This window comes from Candidatus Electrothrix sp., from assembly GCF_052785085.1.
The window spans coordinates 16,345-37,457 of record NZ_JALAAI010000014.1 but is presented as its reverse complement, the minus strand read 5'-3'; the positions used below and the strand labels follow the sequence as shown (position 1 = coordinate 37,457).

The 21,113-nt window shown below is 46.7% G+C and carries 18 protein-coding genes; 13 read left to right on the top strand and 5 right to left on the bottom strand.

Annotated features, from left to right (window positions below):
* Positions 1-210: 210 nt before the first annotated feature.
* Together dnaA and L2082_RS04115 are read right to left on the bottom strand one after the other, a co-directional pair.
* On the bottom strand, positions 211-1,542 hold the full coding sequence (dnaA, locus tag L2082_RS04120; protein ID WP_446008184.1) for a chromosomal replication initiator protein DnaA: 1,332 nt from the start codon (positions 1,540-1,542) through the stop codon (positions 211-213).
* A 539-nt stretch (positions 1,543-2,081) separates the two neighbouring features.
* A complete protein-coding gene (locus L2082_RS04115) occupies positions 2,082-2,969 on the bottom strand; it encodes a prepilin peptidase (protein ID WP_446008185.1) in 888 nt (295 codons plus the stop codon).
* 38 nt (positions 2,970-3,007) lie between these two features.
* Here L2082_RS04115 and L2082_RS04110 point away from each other — a divergent pair, with 38 nt between their 5' ends.
* The 10 genes from L2082_RS04110 (at position 3,008) to trxB (ending at position 12,079) form a co-directional block, all read left to right on the top strand.
* Positions 3,008-3,793: a dihydroorotate dehydrogenase electron transfer subunit gene (locus L2082_RS04110; protein ID WP_446008186.1), complete on the top strand. Its 786-nt coding sequence runs from the start codon at positions 3,008-3,010 to the stop codon at positions 3,791-3,793.
* Complete coding sequence (locus L2082_RS04105; RefSeq protein WP_446008187.1) at positions 3,790-4,758, top strand: dihydroorotate dehydrogenase; 969 nt, start codon at positions 3,790-3,792, stop codon at positions 4,756-4,758. The genes L2082_RS04110 and L2082_RS04105 overlap by 4 nt, the downstream gene beginning before the upstream one ends.
* The gene (gene aroD, locus L2082_RS04100) at positions 4,759-5,460 is read left to right on the top strand and encodes a type I 3-dehydroquinate dehydratase (protein WP_446008188.1); all 702 of its coding nucleotides are present in this window, start codon (positions 4,759-4,761) and stop codon (positions 5,458-5,460) included.
* A gap of 35 nt (positions 5,461-5,495) precedes the next feature.
* Positions 5,496-6,335 carry a shikimate dehydrogenase gene (locus L2082_RS04095; RefSeq protein WP_446008189.1) on the top strand — a complete coding sequence of 280 codons (840 nt, stop codon included), beginning with the start codon at positions 5,496-5,498 and terminating at the stop codon, positions 6,333-6,335.
* A gap of 152 nt (positions 6,336-6,487) precedes the next feature.
* Complete coding sequence (gene aroA, locus L2082_RS04090; RefSeq protein WP_446008190.1) at positions 6,488-7,765, top strand: 3-phosphoshikimate 1-carboxyvinyltransferase; 1,278 nt, start codon at positions 6,488-6,490, stop codon at positions 7,763-7,765.
* A gap of 86 nt (positions 7,766-7,851) precedes the next feature.
* Entirely contained in the window at positions 7,852-8,970 is a 1,119-nt protein-coding gene (locus tag L2082_RS04085) for a PDDEXK nuclease domain-containing protein (RefSeq protein ID WP_446008191.1), read from the top strand.
* Positions 8,971-9,087: 117 nt separating this feature from the next.
* Complete coding sequence (locus L2082_RS04080) at positions 9,088-9,708, top strand: class I SAM-dependent methyltransferase (RefSeq protein ID WP_446008192.1); 621 nt, start codon at positions 9,088-9,090, stop codon at positions 9,706-9,708.
* A gap of 347 nt (positions 9,709-10,055) precedes the next feature.
* Positions 10,056-10,520: a hypothetical protein gene (locus tag L2082_RS04075; protein ID WP_446008193.1), complete on the top strand. Its 465-nt coding sequence runs from the start codon at positions 10,056-10,058 to the stop codon at positions 10,518-10,520.
* A 185-nt stretch (positions 10,521-10,705) separates the two neighbouring features.
* A complete protein-coding gene (gene trxA / locus L2082_RS04070) occupies positions 10,706-11,032 on the top strand; it encodes a thioredoxin (protein ID WP_446008194.1) in 327 nt (108 codons plus the stop codon).
* Between the two features lie 102 nt (positions 11,033-11,134).
* Entirely contained in the window at positions 11,135-12,079 is a 945-nt protein-coding gene (gene trxB / locus L2082_RS04065; protein ID WP_446008195.1) for a thioredoxin-disulfide reductase, read from the top strand.
* 87 nt (positions 12,080-12,166) lie between these two features.
* On the opposite strand, the gene L2082_RS04060 is transcribed toward trxB, so the two are convergent.
* Positions 12,167-13,081 (bottom strand): branched-chain amino acid ABC transporter permease, encoded by a 915-nt coding sequence (locus tag L2082_RS04060; RefSeq protein ID WP_446008196.1) that lies wholly within the window; start codon positions 13,079-13,081, stop codon positions 12,167-12,169.
* A gap of 529 nt (positions 13,082-13,610) precedes the next feature.
* Here L2082_RS04060 and L2082_RS04055 point away from each other — a divergent pair.
* Positions 13,611-13,976, top strand: coding sequence for a cell wall hydrolase (locus tag L2082_RS04055; protein ID WP_446008197.1), 366 nt, complete (start codon positions 13,611-13,613; stop codon positions 13,974-13,976).
* A gap of 59 nt (positions 13,977-14,035) precedes the next feature.
* On the opposite strand, the gene L2082_RS04050 is transcribed toward L2082_RS04055, so the two are convergent.
* Positions 14,036-14,893, bottom strand: a complete 858-nt coding sequence (locus L2082_RS04050; RefSeq protein ID WP_446008198.1) for a L,D-transpeptidase family protein — start codon at positions 14,891-14,893, stop codon at positions 14,036-14,038.
* Positions 14,880-16,055, bottom strand: a complete 1,176-nt coding sequence (locus L2082_RS04045) for an MBL fold metallo-hydrolase (RefSeq protein ID WP_446011467.1) — start codon at positions 16,053-16,055, stop codon at positions 14,880-14,882. The genes L2082_RS04050 and L2082_RS04045 overlap by 14 nt, the downstream gene beginning before the upstream one ends.
* Before the next feature lie 502 nt (positions 16,056-16,557).
* Between L2082_RS04045 and L2082_RS04040 the strand changes: the two genes are divergently transcribed.
* Both L2082_RS04040 and L2082_RS04035 read left to right on the top strand, forming a co-directional pair.
* Positions 16,558-16,965 (top strand): bacteriohemerythrin, encoded by a 408-nt coding sequence (locus L2082_RS04040; protein ID WP_446011466.1) that lies wholly within the window; start codon positions 16,558-16,560, stop codon positions 16,963-16,965.
* 269 nt (positions 16,966-17,234) lie between these two features.
* Entirely contained in the window at positions 17,235-21,104 is a 3,870-nt protein-coding gene (locus L2082_RS04035; RefSeq protein ID WP_446008573.1) for a PAS domain S-box protein, read from the top strand.
* The last annotated feature ends 9 nt before the right edge of the window (positions 21,105-21,113 follow it).

The following is a 21,113-nucleotide window of genomic DNA, read 5'->3' as shown; positions in this document are numbered from 1 at the left end:
AGCTCGGTAAAGGCTTGGCAGTTGGCGGAATTGCCGGGCAGGGGGCGTTTTTCTCCTTTTCCTGATAGTTTTTCTGATAAGGAAGAATAACAGATAATCAGGAAGGAAACAAGAGGAGAAGAGAACAGGAGGTGGGATGAAAGAACCGGGCAGACACGCAGATCTGCCCCTGCAATTCAGCATCTCAAAGTGGGAGTTTGTTGTTTTGCGTTATTTTTCCAGTTTATCTTTGAGCAGCTCTACCTGTTGGCGAACCGAATTTTTCTGGGCAATATCACGGTTAATAACCTTTACAGCATAGAGCACTGTGGAGTGATCCCGGTTATAGAGATTGCCAATATGGGCTAGAGATTCCTCTGTATACTTTCTGGTCAGATACATAGCAATCTGACGGGGAAAGGAATAAACCCGTTTACGCGAGCGTGAGGTCAGTTCGTCCACTGAAATTTTATACTGGCTGGAAATGATATCCCGAATCATGGTGCCTGTGAGCTGCTTTTGTTGCTGTAAGGTGCCCAGACTTTCCAGGACGCTTCGAACTATATCCATGTCAGGTGGGGCCTTGTACACACTTGTCTTGGCCTTAATTCCCATAAGGGCACTTTCAATGCGGCGGATATCACCCTGAAGTTGGTCTGCCAGGAAGTGGATATGATCATCCTGGAGGTTCAGATTATTGTGGGCAGCTTTATGGCGGATGATAGAGACCCGGGTCTTATACTCAGGAGCTTCAATATCAGTGATCAGGCCAGAGGTCATTCGGGAACGAAAGTCCTCATCCAGTCCCTGGATATCCCGTGCTGGCACCGCAGAGGTCATGACAACCCTTTTTCCTGACTTTATCAGGTAATCAAGGACGTTGTTCAACTCTTCCTGGGTCTTTGTTTTGCCAGCCAACGTATGGACATCTTCCACCAACAGCAGGTCACAGCCATGGATAAAGCGATTGGAAAACTGCTGCATGCTGTTGTTGCGGATGCTTTTCACCATTTCAGCAGAGAATTGCTGGGCTGTCAGGTAGTGCATACGGGTGCCAGGGGCAGTATGCATAACCTGATGAACAACGGCCTGGGTCAGGTGGCTTTTCCCAAGTCCGGTCCCTGAAGCCATAAAGAGGTTATTGCCAAAGGTATAATCAGCAGCAGCAATGGCGTTGCAGGCTGAACGGGCCAGCATGTTGCACTCACCGGTCATGAATTGATCAAAGGTGTAGGCTGGATGGAGGGACCTGATCGTGGATTTGAAGGTGTCCATACCAGGGAGCCGTAACTGTCCTGAACCATTTTTTTCCTGTTCTGGAGCTGGAGGAAGGTTTGATACGCTCAAAGATATTGCAGGGGGAGCGTCTGTAATTTTACTCAGATTTGATTCAATAAGCCCTAAGTAGCGTTCTTTAATCCAGGCACAGAAAAAACGATCCGGGCAGACAATCTGCAAGGTCTTGTCGTCCTCCTGTACACAAGAGAGCGGCTTGATCCACAGGCTGTACTCACTTTCAGACAGTGAGCTGGATAAAGAATGTTTGACAGTATCCCAGAGCATATATGGTGTTATTTGGGTCGGATGAGTTTTTGATAAAAGGCTGTTCAGAAATGAAAGCCTTGTTACTTTATTGTATTATTTTTTTATATTCTGATCATTTTTACCTGAAAATATCTTTCCTGGTCAAAAATGATTAGGCTTGATTTTCTGAGAAACTCCAATAGAGAAAGAGAGTGGAAGAGATTGACCAAAGAGCTTGATTTGCAGGCGATAGAGATCGGTATATGGGCTAGCGGTATGTTTTTGGGTTCTTTTTTATTATATGCTTTCTTTCCGGTATGATATGTCGAGTTATGTTTTTATTGTGACAAAATTGACAGGCGCAAAAACTTCTTCATACTCTTCAAGGCTGCATTGATCTTTAAAAAGCTCTATTTTTAGCTTACGGATTTCTTCTCCCCCGAGACTCTCTTACTGGCGACCTTTGGCAGAGGATTGATGAAAAAAATAAATTTGCGCAGGCCTGTGGTTTTTTCTTTAACCGTTCTTGATAATAATGAATTTTATTCTCGTTGGTGAAAAAAGTAACAGAGCTGTTTCTATCCTGATACAGAGAGATACCAAAACCAGAGGGTCAAAATATCTTGTTGGAAAAAGAGCCATGCCATTGCAGCCAGGGATAAAAAAGGGCCAAAGGGGATCCGGGTTTGCCCCCCCTTGCGTTGGCGGAACATGGCAGCAAGCCCCACAAGAGAACCTGTCAGCGAGCTAAAGAAAATAACAAACAGCAGGCACTGGTATCCCAAAAAGGCTCCGATCATGGCCAGCAGCTTGATGTCGCCGCCGCCCATGCCGTCTCGTCCTGTGAGGAGGGCATAGCCTGCCGCAACCGCATAAAGAACCCCTCCTCCGAGAAGAATGCCAAGCCCGGCTTCCTGCCAGCTGACCAGGGGATTGAAAAAGGAGCTGATAAAACCGACCAGGATTCCAGGCAGGCTGATTTTGTCTGGGATAATCTGAAGATGGATATCAATAAAAATAATAGCCAGTAGCCCTGCAAGAAAGAGGAAGTGAAAAGGCAGAATCAGGGATAATCCAACACGATGATAGAGGGCCAGGGAGAGCAGGGCCATGCAAAGTTCCACCACCGGGTATTGGAGGGAGATGGGTACCTTGCAGGTCCTGCATTTTCCTCGCAGGGCGATATAGCTGAGAATGGGAATGTTCTCGTACCAGTGCAGATTGGTGTTGCATTTGGGGCAGTGGGAGGCAGGAAAGACCACAGATTGTTCCTCATCAGGCAATCTGTAAATAACTACATTGAGAAAGGAACCAACCAGGGCACCAAAAATAAAGCTGTAAAGAAGAAAGAGTGTTTCCATATCTGTTATATCCGTGTCAGGTGTGCTTTGCTGAAGAATAATGTTTCCTTGAATCAAAAGGCTGTGCCGGTTATTATAGCCGGACTGGTAGGGAAGACCTACCATGACCCCTTTCTTTTTAATGTTTACTTGTAGCCTTTTTCATGTCTGAATTCCAGCAAAAATGTACTCTTCTTGCCCGTGATTGCCTGGCACCTGATGTGGTTCGTTTGACCTTTCAGGCCCCCAAAATCGCTGTCACAGCCCGGCCTGGCCAGTTTGTTATGGTGCGGGTTATTGATGGTCTTGATCCCTTGCTCCGGCGCCCTTTTTCAATCCACCGCAGCTCTGCTGACGGGACAATTTCTCTGCTCTTTAAGGTGATTGGTAAGGGAACCGAAATCTTGGCCCAACGTTGTGTCGGTGACCAGCTTGACCTGGTTGGTCCCTTGGGGAAAGGTTTTGATTTTTCCGGTGAGCAACCGGTCTGTTTGATCGGCGGTGGAATGGGGATTGCCCCTTTGCTTTTTCTTGCAGAACAATTAGAGCAGAGCGGGCGTGAGACCCAAAAAGATCATGTCCTGCTTGGAGCCCGCAACAAGGATGAACTGGCTCCGTTGGCAGAAGAGTTTTCTGCCCTGGGCTATGCTGTCCAGCTGGCAAGCGATGACGGCAGTGTTGGTCATAAGGGCTTTATCCCGGACCTCCTTGATTTTGTCCTGCCCTCAGTAGAACAGGTTTACACCTGCGGTCCTCACCTGATGATGGAAAATATTGTGGGGCAATGCCAACAGGCAGAGGTGAGCTGTCAGGTTTCTCTGGAAACTCATATGGCCTGCGGTATGGGGGCCTGTCTGGGCTGTACCGTGCATGGGAAACGAGGCCTGGTTCATGTCTGTAAGCAGGGACCGGTTTTTAACGCAGATGTGTTGGCATGGGGAGAGATATGAAAGAAGATTATATGAACCCGGCAGAAGAAATTGTTCTCTGTACAGGCCCTGACGTACGGGTTCAGATAGGATCCCTTGCTTTACGTAATCCGGTCATGACCGCCTCTGGTACCTTTGGCTATGCCAGAGAGTTTGAGAATCTGGTGGATCTGGAGCGGCTCGGTGCTATCGTTGTCAAGGGCATCTCTTTGCAACCTAAGCCTGGTAATCCTCCGCCCAGAGTCGTTGAAACAGCCTGTGGAATGCTCAATGCCATTGGCCTGGAAAATGTGGGAGTGGATCGTTTTATTGCAGGCAAGATGAAATATCTCCGTTCCCTGACAACACCGGTTGTGGTTAATATTCTTGGCGACTCTGTGGAAGAGTATGGTGAAATCGCCCGCAGATTGGATGGGGTGGAAGGGGTTGCAGCCCTGGAAGTAAACATCTCCTGTCCCAATGTGAAAAAAGGTGGGGTTGCCTTTGGCACAATGCCGGAAATGGCAGCCAGGGTGACTGAGGCAGTCCGGGAGGCCTCTGGCCTGCCTCTGATCGTTAAGCTCTCTCCCAATGTGACCGATATTGTCCTCATGGCCAAGGCCGTTGAAGAAGCAGGGGCGGATGCGGTATCCTTGATCAATACCCTGATCGGGATGGCTATTGACCCGATGAGCCGGAAACCACGATTGGCGAATGTGATTGGCGGTCTGTCTGGTCCTGCCATTAAACCGGTGGCCCTGCGCATGGTCTGGCAGGTTGCCCAGGCTGTGGCATTGCCTGTGATCGGTATTGGCGGTATCACCACCGCTGATGATGCTGTGGAATTTATGCTGGCCGGAGCCAGTGCTATCCAGGTGGGAACCGCGAATTTTTATGATCCTTCGGCAGCTGAGAACATTGTACAGGGAATAACCGGTTATTTACAACAGCAGGGAGAAGATCGCCTTGTTGATATTATAGGCACCTTAAAAACAGGGATGGCGTAAATGAGACTAGGTAAGATCTGTGTTTCTCTGGCAGGGCCGGATGCGACAATAATGTATAATCAGGTGGAGCAGTCCCTGGACCGGGCAGATGTCGTTGAAATTCGTCTGGACAGCATGGTAAAACCAGATATATACGGCTGCCGTTCTCTGCTGCAAAAACCGCTTCTATTCACCAATCGACCGGTTTGGGAAGGTGGTTCCTATGACGGACCAGAAGAGAAACGGATCATTCCCTTGCTTGAGGCTGCTCGCCAGGAAGTTGCCTATGTTGATCTGGAACTGAGAGCAGAGCAACGGCTACGGAAGCGGCTCTTGGCTGCTACGAGCCTGACCCAGACCCGATTGATCCTGTCCTGGCATAATTTTGAGGGTACCCCGTCCCAGGCAGAACTGGATAAGGTGTTGGCACAAATGATAGAGAGTGCTGGTACTGGTCGTGTTGATAAAGTTATTGGAAAAATTGTCACCACCGCCCATAATCCTGAGGATGCCTTACGGGTTCTTGGTCTTCAGGAGCAGGCCAGGGCGGTAAATTTTCCCCTCAGTTGCTTTTGCATGGGTGAAGCAGGGCAGATTACCCGGTTGGCTACCCTCTACCTGGGCGGGTACATGACCTATGCCTGTCTGAATGATGCCCAGGCCACAGCTCCTGGCCAGTTATCCCTTGAGCAATTGCAAAAATTAACGGCTCTTCTGTCCTGAACGTGTTTGCGTGAGTTTTTTTGAGAGAGATATTGATGGCTATTGATGGAAAAACAGAACTGTACGGAATAATCGGTAATCCGGTTCGTCATTCCCTGAGTCCGGTGATGCATAATGCTGGCTTTGCCGACCTGGCAATGAACCGGGCCTACGTGCCTCTGGAAGTAAAGAATATTAAGGAGGGACTTACCGGCCTGCGGGCCTTGGGGTTCCGAGGTGTCAGTGTCACCGTACCGCATAAAGAGGCGGTTATTCCTTTTCTTGACGACATTGACCCGGTGGCAGAAAAGATCGGAGCTGTTAATACCTTGGTTTTTCAGCCAAGGCAAGGTGGACAGGTTCATGTGCACGGATTGAATACTGATTGGCTGGGTGCTAATACAGCCTTGGCAGAAAAGGTCAGTTTAGCAGGGAGCCGAATACTGGTTATCGGAGCTGGTGGTTCTGCCAAGGCCGTGGGTTTTGGCCTGATTGAGGCTGGAGCAGAGGTGATTATTGCCAATAGAACCGCAGAGAGCGGCAAGGCCCTTGCGGACTTGCTTGGTTGCACCTTTATCCCTTTGGCAGAGGTTACCAACGTGTCAGCGGATGTGTTGATCAACACTACTTCTGTGGGCATGGAGCCGGATAATGAAGGCATTGCCGTCCCCCCTTCTTTATTACCAGGCTTTTCCGTGGTCATGGATATTGTCTATGCTCCTCTGGAAACCCGTTTGCTTCGGGAGGCCAGGGCTGCTGGTTGTCAGACCATTGATGGCCTGGCCATGCTGCTCTATCAGGGCATTGCTCAGTTTGAGACCTGGACTGGCAAGAAAGCTCCCCAGGATGTTATGCGTTTAGCTCTGGAAGAGGAATTACAGCGTCGGGCTGCTTAGGGGAGGGGCGACCGGCGGTCGCCCGTATATTTGATTGTATACCCCTTTGGGTGGTGCGGAAATGAAGCAGAGCTTCAGGGGAAAACGGTTCCCAGGCTGGAGCTTTGGAAACAGAAGTTTACCGTTATTAAAAAGAGTTGAACAAAGATATCATGAGATTAATAACACCGATTGATACCCTGGACGCTATAGTCGAAGTTCCTGGTTCCAAAAGTCTGACCCAACGCGCCCTGATTGCCGCTGCTCTGGCCTGCGGAGAATCCACCCTGATCGGTCCTCTTGCCAGTGAAGACACGGCATACACCATGAAAGCCTTACGCCAGATGGGGGTTGTCGTGGATGACAGCGATCCTAAAGCCTGGATGGTTCAAGGATCCGGGGGGGAAATTGCAACCCCGGACAAGGATATTTTTCTTGGTAATAACGGCACTGCTACCCGTTTTTTGACCTCAGTGGCTGCCTTGGGCCAGGGTCGGTTTCGCATCAGCGGTGGAGAGCGCATGGCAGAGCGTCCCATTGAGCCTTTGATTCGGGCCTTGCGGGGTTGGCAGGTCCAGATTCAGAGTGAGGCGGCCAATGGCTGTCCTCCCTTGTCCATTGATGCAGCTGGCCTTTCTGGAGGCGAGACTGTGTTGCCCGAAGGAAAATCCAGCCAGTACCTGTCTTCATTATTGCTGGTTGCTCCTTATGCGGCCCAAAAGGCTGACCTGAAAGTGGAGGGCGAGGTCTTTTCCAAACCCTATGTGAAGATGACCTTGGCTGTTATGGCAGACTTCGGGATCTGGGCTGAGGTGTCTCCCAACATGAATCGTTTTCAGATTCCACAAGGCTGCTATCGTGGCACCCGCTATCAGGTTGAAGGCGATGCCTCCGGGGCTTCCTATTTCTGGGCTGCTGCTGCGATCACAGGAGGTAAGGTCAATGTTGCCAATGTGCCAGTGCCTTCTTTGCAGGGGGATGCCCAGCTTGTGCCATTGCTGGAGCGCATGGGCTGTCATGTGGAGCGGAGTGAAGGTGGGATTACAGTGCAGGGACCGGAGCAGCTCAAGGGCATAGAGGTGGATATGGGCAATATGCCGGATGTGGCTCCGACTCTGGCTGTGGTGGCTGCTTTTGCGGAAGGAACCACGGTGATTAATAATATTGCTCATCTGCGGATCAAGGAATGCGATCGTTTAGCGGTTATGGTCAACGAGTTGCGGAAGATGGGGGCGGATGTTGAGGAAGAGGATGATCGGATGATCGTCCACGGGCAGATTGGGGGGGCTAATCTGCACGGGGCTGATATCGAAACCTATGAGGATCATCGGATCGCTATGTGCTTTGCTGTGGCCGGGCTGCGGGTTGCCGGGGTGAAGGTGCATGGTGAGGAGTGCGTGGCCAAGTCCTTTCCTGATTTTTGGGAGCGGTTTGAGGGGATGGTGGGGTAGAGGGATGGTACAGTCCGCACAAGTTACTCCGAACGTTCATCAGGGCTAACGACTTGAGGATGGATTGAAACTCGGATGACACGAGTATGGCCCTTGCAATGAAACAACAGCTGACGTTTACTGACTTAATTCTGTTCATCCGTGATATTGACAGCGAATGTGCCGTTCAGGCAGGGCGTGCCGTTAATTACAGTCTTACTTTGCGTAACTGGCTCATCGGTCATCATATTACCGAATACGAACAACGCGGAGAAGATCGGGCGGCCTATGGCGAAAAGCTTTTGCAACGTCTTTCGATTCACTTGACAGAACAGGGAGTCAGCAGAACAGAGGAAAGAGAATTACGGCGCTATAGAAAATTTTATCAGGTCTATCCGCAAATCCGGGATTCACTGACTCCCGAATTGAGTGAGAAGCTGTTATCGCAGTCACCTCATGAACATACCGTAGAAAGGGGGGATGCATTTCCCGTTTTAATCGTTCCCGGACAGGAGCTTCTTGCCCGCCTCTCTTTCACTCATTTTGTCGAACTGCTGAAATGCGACAATCCCGGCCAGCAATTTTTTTACGAGACTGAGTGTATGCGCGGGAACTGGTCGGTTCGCGAATTGAGGAGACAAATAGGCAGTCTTTATTATGAACGTTCTGAACTTTCCGGCAATAAAAAGAAATTAGCCGAGCTGGCGCAGCGTAATGCGGAAACTGCACATCCGAAACTCGCCATAAGAGACCCGTATGTTTTCGAGTTTCTCGGGTTGAAGCCTGTTGAGGTTATGAGTGAGTCTCACCTGGAAGATCAGCTTCTGGATAACTTGCAGGAATTTCTCCTCGAATTGGGGCACGGTTTCTGTTTCGAGGCTCGTCAGAAGCGTATTCTCATAGGTGACAATCATAATTTTGTTGATCTTGTCTTTTATCACCGCATATTGAAGTGCCATATTCTGGTTGAGTTGAAACTGGAGAAGTTCGGGCATGAAAACATCGGCCAGCTCAACACATATGTAAGCTGGTACAGGCACAACATGATGACCGAAGGAGACAATCCGCCTGTGGGTATTCTGCTCTGCACAGAAAAGGATCATGCGTTGGTGCAATATGCATTGGCCGGTATGGACAATGAACTTTTCGTTTCCAAATATCAGCTTGAATTGCCAGACAAGAAAGAAATACAGGAGTTTATCGAAAAGCAGATCAGAGGGGAGTAAGCTGTTGTTCTGATCAATGAGAGAGCGTGGCTGATTTCTGGGAGCGGTTTGAGGGGATGGTGGGGTAGGAGAGAGAGACTTTTTCGTTATGTTATAGAGATACTATAGGAAGATGATATGAAGACACTGAAAGCGCATTGGAATAACATATTTTCCAATAAAGCTGATAGAGAACTCGGCTGGTATGAGAAAGATGTTTCGCAGACATTGTGGTTTCTAGATGAGATTCCTCGGAATACGTCCAATGTGGTTTTTCTCCCCGATGCAGGAACTTCTTTACTTGTCGATGAATTGCTCAGTAAGGGATATCAACTTATTCTGAATGATATAAGCGATGAAGCACTGAATGCGCTGAGAGAGAGAACGGGAGAGAAGGAAGGGGTGTCATGGCTTCAACATGATATCTCCGAGCCTTTGCCTGCCGATATCCCGCAAGTTGATATCTGGATTGATCGGGCAGTTCTTCACTTTCTGCTTGATGAGGCGGATATTGAGGGCTATTTTGCTAATTTGCATACTGTTGTCAAGCCTGGGGGATGGGTATTATTGGCAGAATTTTCCACCTTGGGTGCTCCCAAATGTGCGGGGCTGGAGCTTCATCGATATTCAGTCAATGAAATGAGCAGGCGAATGGGTTCAGAGTTTGAGCTTATAAGGAGTGAGGAATATACATTTATTAATCCATTCGGTGATCCACGGCCCTATATTTACGCTCTGTACAAGAGGCTTCATGGCTGAAATCATTACTGGCGATCTCTGGCCCCAGTAGGGGGTATAATGAAACTCATCTCGAATTCAGTAAGTAACGATGTAGATGGAACATATCCAAGGATAGGTCGAACCATACCCGACAATAGGCTTTACCTATCCGCTGATACCCTGAAGCATACCCGAGGTATGGTTGAGGCATACCCAGAGATACCCTGAACCATACCAAGGGATAGGTTCAACCATACCCGACTATAGGTTCTTCCGCTCCCCGGAGGCGAAGAACCGCTCACGCAAGACGAAAATAGCGCAGCCCGTGACGTTCAGTGCCCTTGCGGACTGCTTTAACCGTAAAGTTCAACCGAAGGAGACATAAGATGCCTGACAATCCGAACAATCCTCATACCCCGAGTGCCCCGCCGACCCTTGCGGACAAGCAGATTGACCTGTCGCCCTTTACGTTGATTGATCTTGATCCCGAGGAAATCCGCAAACTCCCCAAACCCAAGACCGATTTCAGCGAAGTTGCCCGGCAGGTGCTGGCCCTGTATCCTGAGTACAAAGACGAACTCCGCCTGAGCCAGGAGGAGTTTGATCCGGTCAAGGTCGCGGAGCATCTTGATCTGTCCGACGAGCTGATTCCCTATACCGAGTGGCTGGAAAAGCGGGCTGAGCAGGTCCGGGAGACCCGCATAGTGCATCTTGCCGAGGCCTACCGGGCAGTGCTCGCCCTGTATCACCGGTCCCAGGCTGCGGAAGCCTTTGATCCCCAGGTGGGCTATGCCTTTGCCTTTCTGGCTGATCACTTTGGCGCAGGCAAAAAAAGGGGAAATAAAGAGTAGGTGCGGTTGCACCCTACGAAACTGCACATCAGCTCGTAGAACCAATCTTATCTGACACGTTCTGCGTGAAAAGATACTGTGAATTATTATCATCTGGTTGACTGAAACACGGTTCCGTATTAGTTTTGGTCTCACTGGATATTAAACGTACCTTAAAAATAAAAAGTAGAGAGGAGATGATAGTTATGGCAAGCGAAAACGTTATCGTTGTGGGCGATGGTGACTTTGAGGCTAAGGTAGAAAAAAACGAACTGCCTTGTTTGGTGGATTTCTGGGCCCCTTGGTGTGGTCCTTGTAAAGCAATCGGTCCGGTTATTGATGAACTGGCTGAGGAATATGCCGGTAAGGTCCAGATCGTTAAGATGAACGTGGATGATAGCCCTGCTACTCCGGGAAAATTCGGTATCAAGGCTATCCCAACCCTGATTCTCTTTAAAAACGGAGAAGCAGTTGACCGTATTACCGGTGCTGTGGGTAAGGCTCAGCTTAAGGAGTTGCTGAGCAAGGCATAGTCAGCATTTTTTGATGCAGGTACTGGAGGGCGAACCATGGTGTTCGCCCTTTTTCATGAAAGCCAGCCTCTCAGCTTTTTCTATTTTTTGGGAATACTATCTATGAAAAAAACAGATTATCAACTGATTATTATTGGGGGTGGCCCTGCCGGGTTAACAGCAGGATTATATGCTGCCCGAGGTCGCCTGGACGTATTACTCATTGAAAAAGGGGCGACTGGTGGTCAGGTGTTAGTGACAGATTGGGTGGATAATTATCCTGGTTTTTACGACGGTATTACGGGTTTCGAGTTGATGGACAAGATGACGGCCCATGCTGATCGTTTTGACCTGGAAAAGAAATTCGCCAACGTGACGGGCATGGATCTGCAGGGTGAGCAGAAGAAGATAAGCTTGGAATCCGGGGAAGAACTGACAGCGCAAAGCGTCATTATTAGCACTGGTGCCAAACCACGAAAACTCAATATACCCGGCGAAGAAGAGCTGTCTGGGCAAGGAGTCTCCTATTGTGCCACCTGTGACGGTCCCTTTTACCGGGATCAGGAGATCGCTGTGGTTGGTGGCGGTAATACTGCTATTCAGGAGGCCCTGCATCTGACCAAATTTGCCTCTAAGGTGACGGTGATCCATCGTCGTGATACCCTGCGGGCCACTGCTATTTTACAGGAAAAGGCCTTTGCTGAGGAAAAAATTGAGTTTATCTGGGATGCCCAGGTCAGCGAGGTTGTTGGCAATGACGAAGGGGTTGAATCCCTTAATATTCAGCATAATGACGGCTCAACCTCCAACCTGCCAGTGACAGGATTTTTCATCCTGATTGGGATTGCGCCAAATAATGAGGTGCTCCCTCTGGACCAGCTGGAAAGCGATGAGGGAGGTTTTGTTGTTACCGACCATGAGATGTGTACCAAGCTGCCCGGTGTCTTTGCTGCCGGGGATATCCGCAGTAAGAATTCCCGCCAGATCATCAATGCAGCTGGTGAGGGCGCAACAGCAGAACTTTCTGCTGAGCATTATCTGAGTAATTTAGGCGATTCTGCCGAGTAAAAACGCTGATTCGTTGGGGCGCAGGCTGCTTTTCTCCGTGTTTGCGCCGTTCTCTCCTTTTTTTATCTCCTTGGCTCCAGAACAGTCTTACAGCCTGAGCTGGGTACTGTGCGCCATGCCGAAAAATCCCCGTGGCCGGAAGGTCAGAATAATCAGAATGATGGTATAGGCAATGAGATCCCGGAAGGTTGACGGGAAGACCATTGCTGTGAAGATCTCAATAGCTCCTAACAGGTAACCAGCCAAAGCCGCTCCCATGATGGAGCCTCTGCCCCCAAGAATGGCCGCAACAAAGGCCTTCCAGCCAAGCAAAATGCCCATGTAGGGATCCAGCACCGGATAGGCCTGCCCGTATAACACGCCAGCCACAGAGGCCAGCCCCGCGCCGATAGCAAAGGTCAGTGGGGCCAGGATATTGATGGAAACGCCCATGAGCGGTACGGCCTGAAAATCATAGGACATGGCCCGCATGGCCATACCCCATTTGGTTTTCTGGATAAAGGTATGCAGGGCCAGCATGAGGACCAGTGAGGCCACAATGATCAGTATTTTAACATTGGTAAAGTAAACCCCACCGATATTATAGCTGACCGATTCAATCAGGCTGGGAAAACTAAGCCGCTTGGCCCCTAAAATGATCAGATTGCCGGTTTCAAAGATAATACCGATCATTAAACCGGTGATAGCGGCAGAGGCCCTGGGTGCTCCCCGCAAGGGACGATAGCCCACTACCTCGACAAAGACGCCAACCCAGGCCGTGAGAAACATGGTAACGGCAACAGTGAGCAGGAAGATGGCCCAGCCCGGCAGTACGGCCCCAAAAAGAGCAAGCAACAGAGTGGCAATTCCAAAACCGATATAGGTGCCCACCATGAAGATATCGCCATGGGCAAAGTTAAAGAGCATCAGGACGCCGTAGACCATGGAATAGCCGATGGAGATGACGGCATAAAAGCTTCCCCACTGGAGGGCATTGATAAGATTTTGGAGGAAATATTCCATTATATTAATGCTCCTAGGCTCCTATAGCAGACATCGTAAACGCTAAAACTGGACATTGTTTATAATAATTTAATATTATAACAAAATTACTAAATTTGGACACTTGCTACAAGACGAAATGTCCAAATTCTATTAATCGTATATAAAATCAAATGGTTATCAAGTAAGTGTCATTTTGATGTTTACGATGTCTGTATAGAGAGAAAGATGTTCGCATAGTGACGAACTCTGAAATGATTCACATATTCAAGGAATATACCATACAAGAAAAGCCCTTGCATGAGGAAAGGCGCGAGGGCGTAGAAAAGGATTTTCAGGTTCAAGCAGTACATCGAAGAGAAGAAAAATGACGAAAAGTGATTAAAGATGACTTTTTTTATTTTTTATAAATCCAGGTGTTTGAGTGTGAAAAAGATCAGTAAAACAAAGAGACGCTTGCTTTTACACTTGCTTTATGATGGGGAATAAGGTAAAAAGTATCCGTTTTTCATCAGTTCAATCTATCTATTCAATAATACGAGGAAGAGGAATGAGTTTTCTTGAAGGATTACTTTGGCTCACTCTTAACGTTTATCATGAAGCCCGCAGTGAACCTCAGATCGGTCAGCTTGCTGTTGCCCATGTTACCCTGAACAGAGCAAGTGAAAAGAACAAGACCGTTGAGCAGATTGTTACAGCGCCTCGCCAGTTCAGCTGGACGTTTTTGCAGAAATCATATATGCCCAAGGAGTCAGATGCCTTTGTTGACTGCCTGCAGACCGCAATGAAGGCCATGACGACCCCTGATTTTACCGATGGTGCCACCTTTTATCATCGGGAAGATGTGCATCCCAAATGGGCTGGACAGAAGAATTATGTTGCCCAGTATGGAGAACATATATTCTATCGGAACTGAAACCAACGATTGATTAGGACTGATAAAAGCTGTTCCGTCTTGTTCGGAGCAGCTTTTTTTTATTTCTCCAGGGATTTTTTTCTGTTCTGCATTAACACCCAGCGTTTTCGTATCCACTGTTCTTTTTCATCCTCAAAAACATACCGGCCACCTTCGGTGGAGATCGTTGGCACCTGACGAGTTTCTTCAAAGGCATTATAGCCTGTTGTCAGATTTGACCAGAATTTGTACCAAGGGGAATGGCGGTACTTGACCAGGTTGGTACGCGTCATGCGAAAGGGAAAGATGTGGATGCTGAATTCTTCCTGCCTCCCCTGAAGAAAGGCCTGATAGGCAAGCAGGTAGATCTCCTCTATCTGTTTATTGCCCATTGCAAAACAGCCCTGGGAAACGCAACGGCCATGAACCATGATGGCACTGCCGGTACGATCCCATGCAGCATCATAGTTATTGGGATAGCCTATGTTGAAAGAAAGGTGAAATCGGCTCTTGGGATTCATCTGCTTACCAGAAACTGTGTAGAAACCTTCCGGGCTTTGCCAATCGCCTTCTGCGAGTTTGGGGCCAACATATCCTGAGTAATTGCAAATAGGATAGGTCTTAAAGAGTCTGAATTCACCCCTGCTGTATAACCAGAGTTCAAGCTGCTTTGAGAGCTTGAAAATGCGTATGAATACGGGTTGTCCAAGGTGCATGCCTTTACGGGCAAGTTCTTTTTTCACCCTTGGCATTGCCTGGGACATGAGATAGTCTGCCTTAGGTGTTGTCGGAAGAGAGGTTTCCAGTTCTGGATAAACCTCCTCAGCCTGAGCAAGAGGAACGAGTATTGGCAAAGCTATACTTGTCCAGGCTATACATAAGGCAGCGAACCCAGGAAGAACGTTTGCAGGCATTCTGGCAAGACTAGGAAACAGCATCTTTTTCTACCTGTGCTTTGGCATAGGCTGTGGCTGCGCATTCATTTTTGCCGATATCCAGTTCCTCTGCCCGGTCATTATCTACCTGCTCTGTATTGGCATTGATCAGTCTGATTATGGCGTACTCTTCAGGTTGCTCCCGTATATTGTCCTTGATGAATTGAATGAAATCAGCTTCATTGGCAATAGAATAGATAGCCTTATTCTGTTCAGTGGCATCGCCAAGAGAGGTGGTAAAAATGAGATCTTTATTTGCCTCTTCCCAGTTCATGTAGTGACCAGGGAGGATTGCAAGGTCTTGGTTAAGCTCTTTTATCATACCTATGGTTTTATAGAGCTCACTTGCCCAGGCTTCAGCTTGTCCTCCAAGGTCTGGGCGCCCCACTGAGGCGATAAAGACCGTATCCCCTGATATCATATATTTCTTATTAATGATGTAGGAAGTTGAGCCGGGAGTGTGGCCGGGGGTAAAGATAACATCGACAGTCGGGCTGCTGTTGTTCTCTGAAAAACGATGAGTCTCGCCATCAACTACTGGAGTGTAGGGATTATTTGAATCGCCAAAATCTTTTTTATTACCATAAAATACTGCCCCGTTTTTTTCGGCAATTGCTCTGGATCCCGAGATATAGTCTGCCTGGAGATGTGTCTCAAAGGTTTGAGTGATGGTACAGCCGTTTTTTGCGGCAAAGGCAAGATAGAAATCAATATTGCGTGAAGGGTCAAAGAGCATCATCTCACCCTCATACAGGAGGCCATAGGAACAGGATGCTTTGGCTGGTCGGATAAACTGATAAAGCTGAAAATCGTTTTCAGCAGCCACGAGTTTGGGAACCAGCATATTACCCCAGCTTTTAAATCCTCCTGAGAGATAGCTCACATCGCTGAATCCGTGCTTATCAAGAATTTCAGCAACATATTTTGCTGACCCTTCTTTTGCGCAGATAATGCGAATACGACGACCAGCTGGAACGCGTGCAACTGATTCCTCTTCTGCTTCCATAAAATCATAGTAGGAGATATTATGGAGTTCAAAAGGATACGGCGATTCGATATGAAAACGGGAAAAGTCCTTTGGATTTCGAACATCCAGGATAACAATATCTTCTTTTTCTGTGAGCCAGCGGAACAGGTCAAGTGCTTGGTAGCTGGAGATTGGCATGAGAGACTCCTGAGTAATATTCTGTGTCTGTTTTTTTTGAGTTGAGAAATACTATCACGAATTTTTCTCCCCTTTTCAACTAAAATTTTCCGATATCAAGAATGAGTTTGCATGGAAAGATTGCAAGAGATAGGCCATGTATATGTTCTATTTATGTTCTACTTATTGAAATCGATTCGCATTATCGGTACAAGTAAACTCAATTCTTGAACACCGTTGTGTAACATGATATGCTCTTTGCAGGGATATTTATAAATATTTATTTCTGTCTTGTGATTATCTTATTGATTACAGAAATACAATAGGTTTTGCAACTTGTTAATATTAAGTTGTGTTTTTTGTATGCACTGTGTAAACTTCCATAGATTGCTCCCTGTATCCTGGATATTGGTCAGCGTGTGTAGGAAGAACCAAGGGCTGTTGAGTTTTGTACTGCTCGTAAGGCTGCAATGGAATGTGTTCAACATTCTTTATTTTATAATCATATCTCACGGAGAAAAATATGCTTTATACTTGGAAAGATGAATACAGCGTAGGGGTTTCGCGTTTTGATAACCATCATAAAAAGCTTTTTGATATTGCCAATCAGCTGCATGATATGATGAAAAGCGGTAAGGGCGCAGAAGTTATTGAAGTTACTTTGAGAGAGTTGGTCGATTATACAAAATACCATCTTTCTGAAGAAGAAAAAGCACTGGAACGAATAGGCTATTCTGGTATTGCTGCCCATAAAAAAGCCCATGCTATTTTCACCGATGAACTGAACAAGTCTGTGCAGGAAATTGAGAAAGGGCGGGCCCAATTTGTCGTGGTGAAAGTTTCTAAAACAGTTATTGATTGGCTGATTGATCATATCTTTGGTATTGACAAAAAATACACTGCCGAGATGAATGCTGCCGGAATAATGTGACCGACTGTTTGTTGGTTGTTGGCAAAAGAATTCAACGATGCAGGGTGATTGCACAGCCTGCGCTGGTAATTGCCCTGATTTTCGCTTAATAAGGCCAACTCAGACTTCTGTTCTGATATATATTATACCTTCTATGAGCAGCTGTTCCGCTTATTGATTCGTCTCATTCCAGGACTTTTTTCCTACACTGAGGCGGAGCTTCTCATTTACGACTTCTTACACCTATGCAAAGCGAAAACGTTCCCTTTTACAGGCGGCTCCGTTTCAGTATGATGCTTACGGTACTGGTGTTGGTTACTTTAATCAGCGGAACCAGTATCCTGATAAGCTATTATGTGACTGGCCAGAAAATAGAACGGGACGTTGCAACAGAATTTTTTAATACAGAAAGCGTTACCAGTACCTGTTTTGATCTGTTTAGCCGACAGTTGCTTTTTACTGCCAAGGGAATAGCTGATGAGCTTATTCTTCGTCAGATGCGGAAAAAAGATGGGCAACAGACTTTGATTGAGATTTTTCGATCTCTTAAAGGGGAAAAAACCGGTGATATTCATTTCTTGAGCAATGAAGTCGGGGGAATCATTCCCTATGATAAAAAAAAGATTGATGTTGCCACTTCCTTAACGCGTCATCAGGTTGTTCAGGAAAAGATAGCAACTGGCCAACCTTTTCGGACTGTAGTTAAGATTGGACGCAATTTAGGTATGGGGCAAAAGGAGCAGCAAGGAAAGCAATTTTTTTATATGATTGCAGCTGTCCCTGTGATGCTGCCCTATTCCTCACAAAGTTTTTTTGTCTTTAGCTGTCATTTGATGGACAGCACCTTTCTTTTGCGTTTTCCCATATACTCCCATATGGACATAACCCTTGTAAGTGACAATTTGATTGTTGCCACGACTCTTCCTCCTGATGAAATCCTCCAGGGAGGTGATAACTATCCTCTGTATAATTCATCTGTGCTCTTACCTGGTGCTATTGATCTCATACATGAAAGTTCTTTTTTTAAAGAGAAGATGTATGTGAAAATTAAATATATTCCAGGGCTAGAAAACAGTACGAGCAGTTTCCTGGTTCTTTCGCATCCTTCTAAGTTGATTCTTGCCACTAAAAGAGAGTTTGGTCAACATTTTATCATTATTCTTTTTGTTGGCCTTTGTTGTTCTATCATGTTGATTTTCTTCATTACTGGTTCGGTTCTTAATCCGATTCAGGAGCTGAAGCAGCTTGTGCATAAAATCAGTGAAGGAGATCTGGGCAATAGGATTGAGTCAAGTGTAACAAACGAGTTCACTCCGCTTATTAATCAATTCAATAATATGTTGAATTTGATTCAGCGGAAAGATGAGGAACTCTGGGATATCGTTGAGGTAAAGACTGCAGAGCTTCGACAGCGCAATGTTTTTATAGATAATTTGCTGAAATCATCTCAGGTCATGGGGATTGTGGCAACGGATATGAATTTGGTGGTGACTTATTTTAACCCGGTTGCAGAGAAGCTATTTGGTTTTAAGGCAGAGGAGGTTGTTGGAAAGAAAGTAACAGCCTTTCATCCTCAAATAAAAAATCGTGAAGAGAAATTCAATAGTTTGATTGATAATGCCCTGCGAAAGGGCTCGCATACCTTTACAGTTGGGACCTCTGATTTTCCCTATAACGTTGCTGGCGCAGCTGGTGAGGGAGAAGAGGGAGGAAAAGAGCCGGGCGAACAGCGCATCATTGAGGTCTACCTGTCACCTATTAAAGCAAAGAGTGAGCAGGGCCGGGAAGTTGCAAGTGGACTTATGCTGATGGCTCAGGATATCACTACTGCCAGGCGAATGGATGAGCGTCTTCACTCAGCCTTAGCAGAACTCAAGGTTATTCTGGATAACACCATGCTTGGCCTTATCCTGGTCCAGGATGAACGGATTGTCCGCGTCAATACCACCTTTGAAAGCATGTTTGGCTATTCTTTTGATGAGATAGTAGAAATGCCGTGGTCCCATTTTCGCTCTGCTATTTTTGCTGGTAAAGAGGCTGAATGCTGGGATGGAAGTGGCCGAATGTTCTCTATGGTGAAAAAAACAGAGCTTGGCGTGAAGGCCCAGCAACCTTTCTGGAGTAAGGTACGTCAGGTTTCTATTGGCAGTGACAGACAGAAGGAAACCAAAAGAGAGCTGTATCTTTTTGAAGATATGAGCAGTCAGAATGAGATGTTTGAAAAAATACAACGTCTCAGTCAGGCTGTGGAGCAGAGTTCCAATTCGGTTGTTATTACCAGTACGGACGGCATTATAGAGTATGTCAACAGAACCTTTGTCAGCACAACTGGTTATAATGCCCATGAGATAATCGGCCAAAGCCTGGAAATACTGGCTCCCAGCAAGGCAGAGGCTGATGTGTATAAAAAAATGTGGTCCACTGTTCGGACCGGGAATGAATGGACAGGAGAGCTGGTTAATAGCAAGAAAGACGGAACGTTTTATGAGGAGAATGTCGTTGCCTCACCGATTCGTAATGAAGAGAATGAAATAACGCATATTATTGTTACAAAAGAAAATATAACAGATTTGAAAAAGGCTCGGCAGCAGGCAGATAGTGCGAATAAGGCAAAGAGTGAATTTCTTGCCAATATGAGTCATGAAATTCGCACACCAATGAATTCCATGATAGGGATGACAGAGCTTTTGCTTGAGACAGAATTACGTTCTGAACAAAAGGGATATGTTGAGAATATCAACAGTTCTGCCAGTGTACTTTTGTCACTCATTAATGATATTCTTGACTTTTCAAAAATTGAGGCAGGTAAATTGGAACTTGATTATCGTCCTTTTAAACCTCGACAGCTGGCTGAAGAGGTTGTCCGAACTCTAAAAATACTCGCTGAGCAAAAAGGGATTGAGCTCCGCCTGAGTGTTGTGAATGATGATGACTGTCACCCAATGGGAGATTCTTTGCGGATCCGCCAGGTGTTGCTGAACCTCCTTGGTAATGCTATCAAGTTTACTCATCAGGGGTATGTGACACTTGAGGTTAATATTCGTTCTACCCATGCTAATTACTGTTCAGCAAGCTTTACAATCAGCGATACAGGTATTGGTATTTCACAAGATCAGCAGGAAAATATTTTTGCTAATTTTACCCAAGCAGACAGCTCGATAACCAGGGATTTTGGCGGAACCGGTCTTGGGCTTGCTATCAGTAATCGTTTGCTCCAGCTTATGGGCAGTGAGATTTACCTGAAAAGTACCTTAGGAGTTGGGAGTGTTTTCTCTTTTAATATCTTATTGGAAGAGGCAAAAGATCCCATGACCAGCACAGAGCAACAACAGGAGAGCTTGACCTCTTCCAAGCGATGTCTTGATATTCTTTTAGTTGAAGATAACCCGGCAAATCAACGTCTTGCTGTTATAATTCTTGAAAAACAGGGGCAAAAGGTGACAGTGGCTAATAATGGGCTTGAGGCCCTCTCTTATTTAAGCCGTCAGCATTTTGATTTAATTTTTATGGATATGCAGATGCCGATTATGGACGGGTTAACCGCTACCCGCTATATACGCCAGGTTGAGCAAGGTGTTGCCATTGATCTTCCAGAGCTTGATACAGTCTCGGATCAGCTCCATGATCGGCTCGTTAATGGGCATTTGTACATTGTTGCTGTGACAGCTAATGCTATGTATGAAGACCGTAAGCAATGTCTTGAAGCTGGGATGGATGAATATCTCAGTAAACCTTATAAAAAATATTCCTTATTAAAGATTTTGCATAATTTTGATGAGAAAAGTACCAGCCACGCACTTCCCCCTTCTTCTGAGCAACCAGAGAAAGAGGGTGATGTGGCGGTTTCATGGGATGAGGTGATGCAGCATCTTATGAAGCATTTTGAACTGGAGCAGGAAGATGCGCGAACAGTGCTGACAACGTATGCTGAGTCACTTGCTCAAGGACTTATTGACCTTCGTCAACATATGGACAATGGAGAGGGGGCAGAAGCAGGGCGCCAAGCTCATGCCATGAAAGGTGGCCTGCTCAATCTTGGGCTGAATCAGCATGCTGAAACTGCATTTGCTTTGGAAAAAGAGCTGCCGAACCAAATAGAGGAAAGGCATTTTTCTCTGCTGGAAAAACTTGCTGAGGCCCTGAAAGAACTTACAGTTTAGTTTCTTTGG

Bases quoted from the DNA above. Each gene is read 5' to 3' on its own strand.
- dnaA (WP_446008184.1), bottom strand. From the start codon at position 1,542: ATGCTCTGGGATACTGTCAAACATTCTTTATCCAGCTCACTGTCTGAA.
- L2082_RS04115 (WP_446008185.1), bottom strand. From the start codon at position 2,969: ATGGTAGGTCTTCCCTACCAGTCCGGCTATAATAACCGGCACAGCCTT.
- L2082_RS04110 (WP_446008186.1), top strand. From the start codon at position 3,008: ATGTCTGAATTCCAGCAAAAATGTACTCTTCTTGCCCGTGATTGCCTG.
- L2082_RS04105 (WP_446008187.1), top strand. From the start codon at position 3,790: ATGAAAGAAGATTATATGAACCCGGCAGAAGAAATTGTTCTCTGTACA.
- aroD (WP_446008188.1), top strand. From the start codon at position 4,759: ATGAGACTAGGTAAGATCTGTGTTTCTCTGGCAGGGCCGGATGCGACA.
- L2082_RS04095 (WP_446008189.1), top strand. From the start codon at position 5,496: ATGGCTATTGATGGAAAAACAGAACTGTACGGAATAATCGGTAATCCG.
- aroA (WP_446008190.1), top strand. From the start codon at position 6,488: ATGAGATTAATAACACCGATTGATACCCTGGACGCTATAGTCGAAGTT.
- L2082_RS04085 (WP_446008191.1), top strand. From the start codon at position 7,852: ATGGCCCTTGCAATGAAACAACAGCTGACGTTTACTGACTTAATTCTG.
- L2082_RS04080 (WP_446008192.1), top strand. From the start codon at position 9,088: ATGAAGACACTGAAAGCGCATTGGAATAACATATTTTCCAATAAAGCT.
- L2082_RS04075 (WP_446008193.1), top strand. From the start codon at position 10,056: ATGCCTGACAATCCGAACAATCCTCATACCCCGAGTGCCCCGCCGACC.
- trxA (WP_446008194.1), top strand. From the start codon at position 10,706: ATGGCAAGCGAAAACGTTATCGTTGTGGGCGATGGTGACTTTGAGGCT.
- trxB (WP_446008195.1), top strand. From the start codon at position 11,135: ATGAAAAAAACAGATTATCAACTGATTATTATTGGGGGTGGCCCTGCC.
- L2082_RS04060 (WP_446008196.1), bottom strand. From the start codon at position 13,081: ATGGAATATTTCCTCCAAAATCTTATCAATGCCCTCCAGTGGGGAAGC.
- L2082_RS04055 (WP_446008197.1), top strand. From the start codon at position 13,611: ATGAGTTTTCTTGAAGGATTACTTTGGCTCACTCTTAACGTTTATCAT.
- L2082_RS04050 (WP_446008198.1), bottom strand. From the start codon at position 14,893: ATGCTGTTTCCTAGTCTTGCCAGAATGCCTGCAAACGTTCTTCCTGGG.
- L2082_RS04045 (WP_446011467.1), bottom strand. From the start codon at position 16,055: ATGCCAATCTCCAGCTACCAAGCACTTGACCTGTTCCGCTGGCTCACA.
- L2082_RS04040 (WP_446011466.1), top strand. From the start codon at position 16,558: ATGCTTTATACTTGGAAAGATGAATACAGCGTAGGGGTTTCGCGTTTT.
- L2082_RS04035 (WP_446008573.1), top strand. From the start codon at position 17,235: ATGATGCTTACGGTACTGGTGTTGGTTACTTTAATCAGCGGAACCAGT.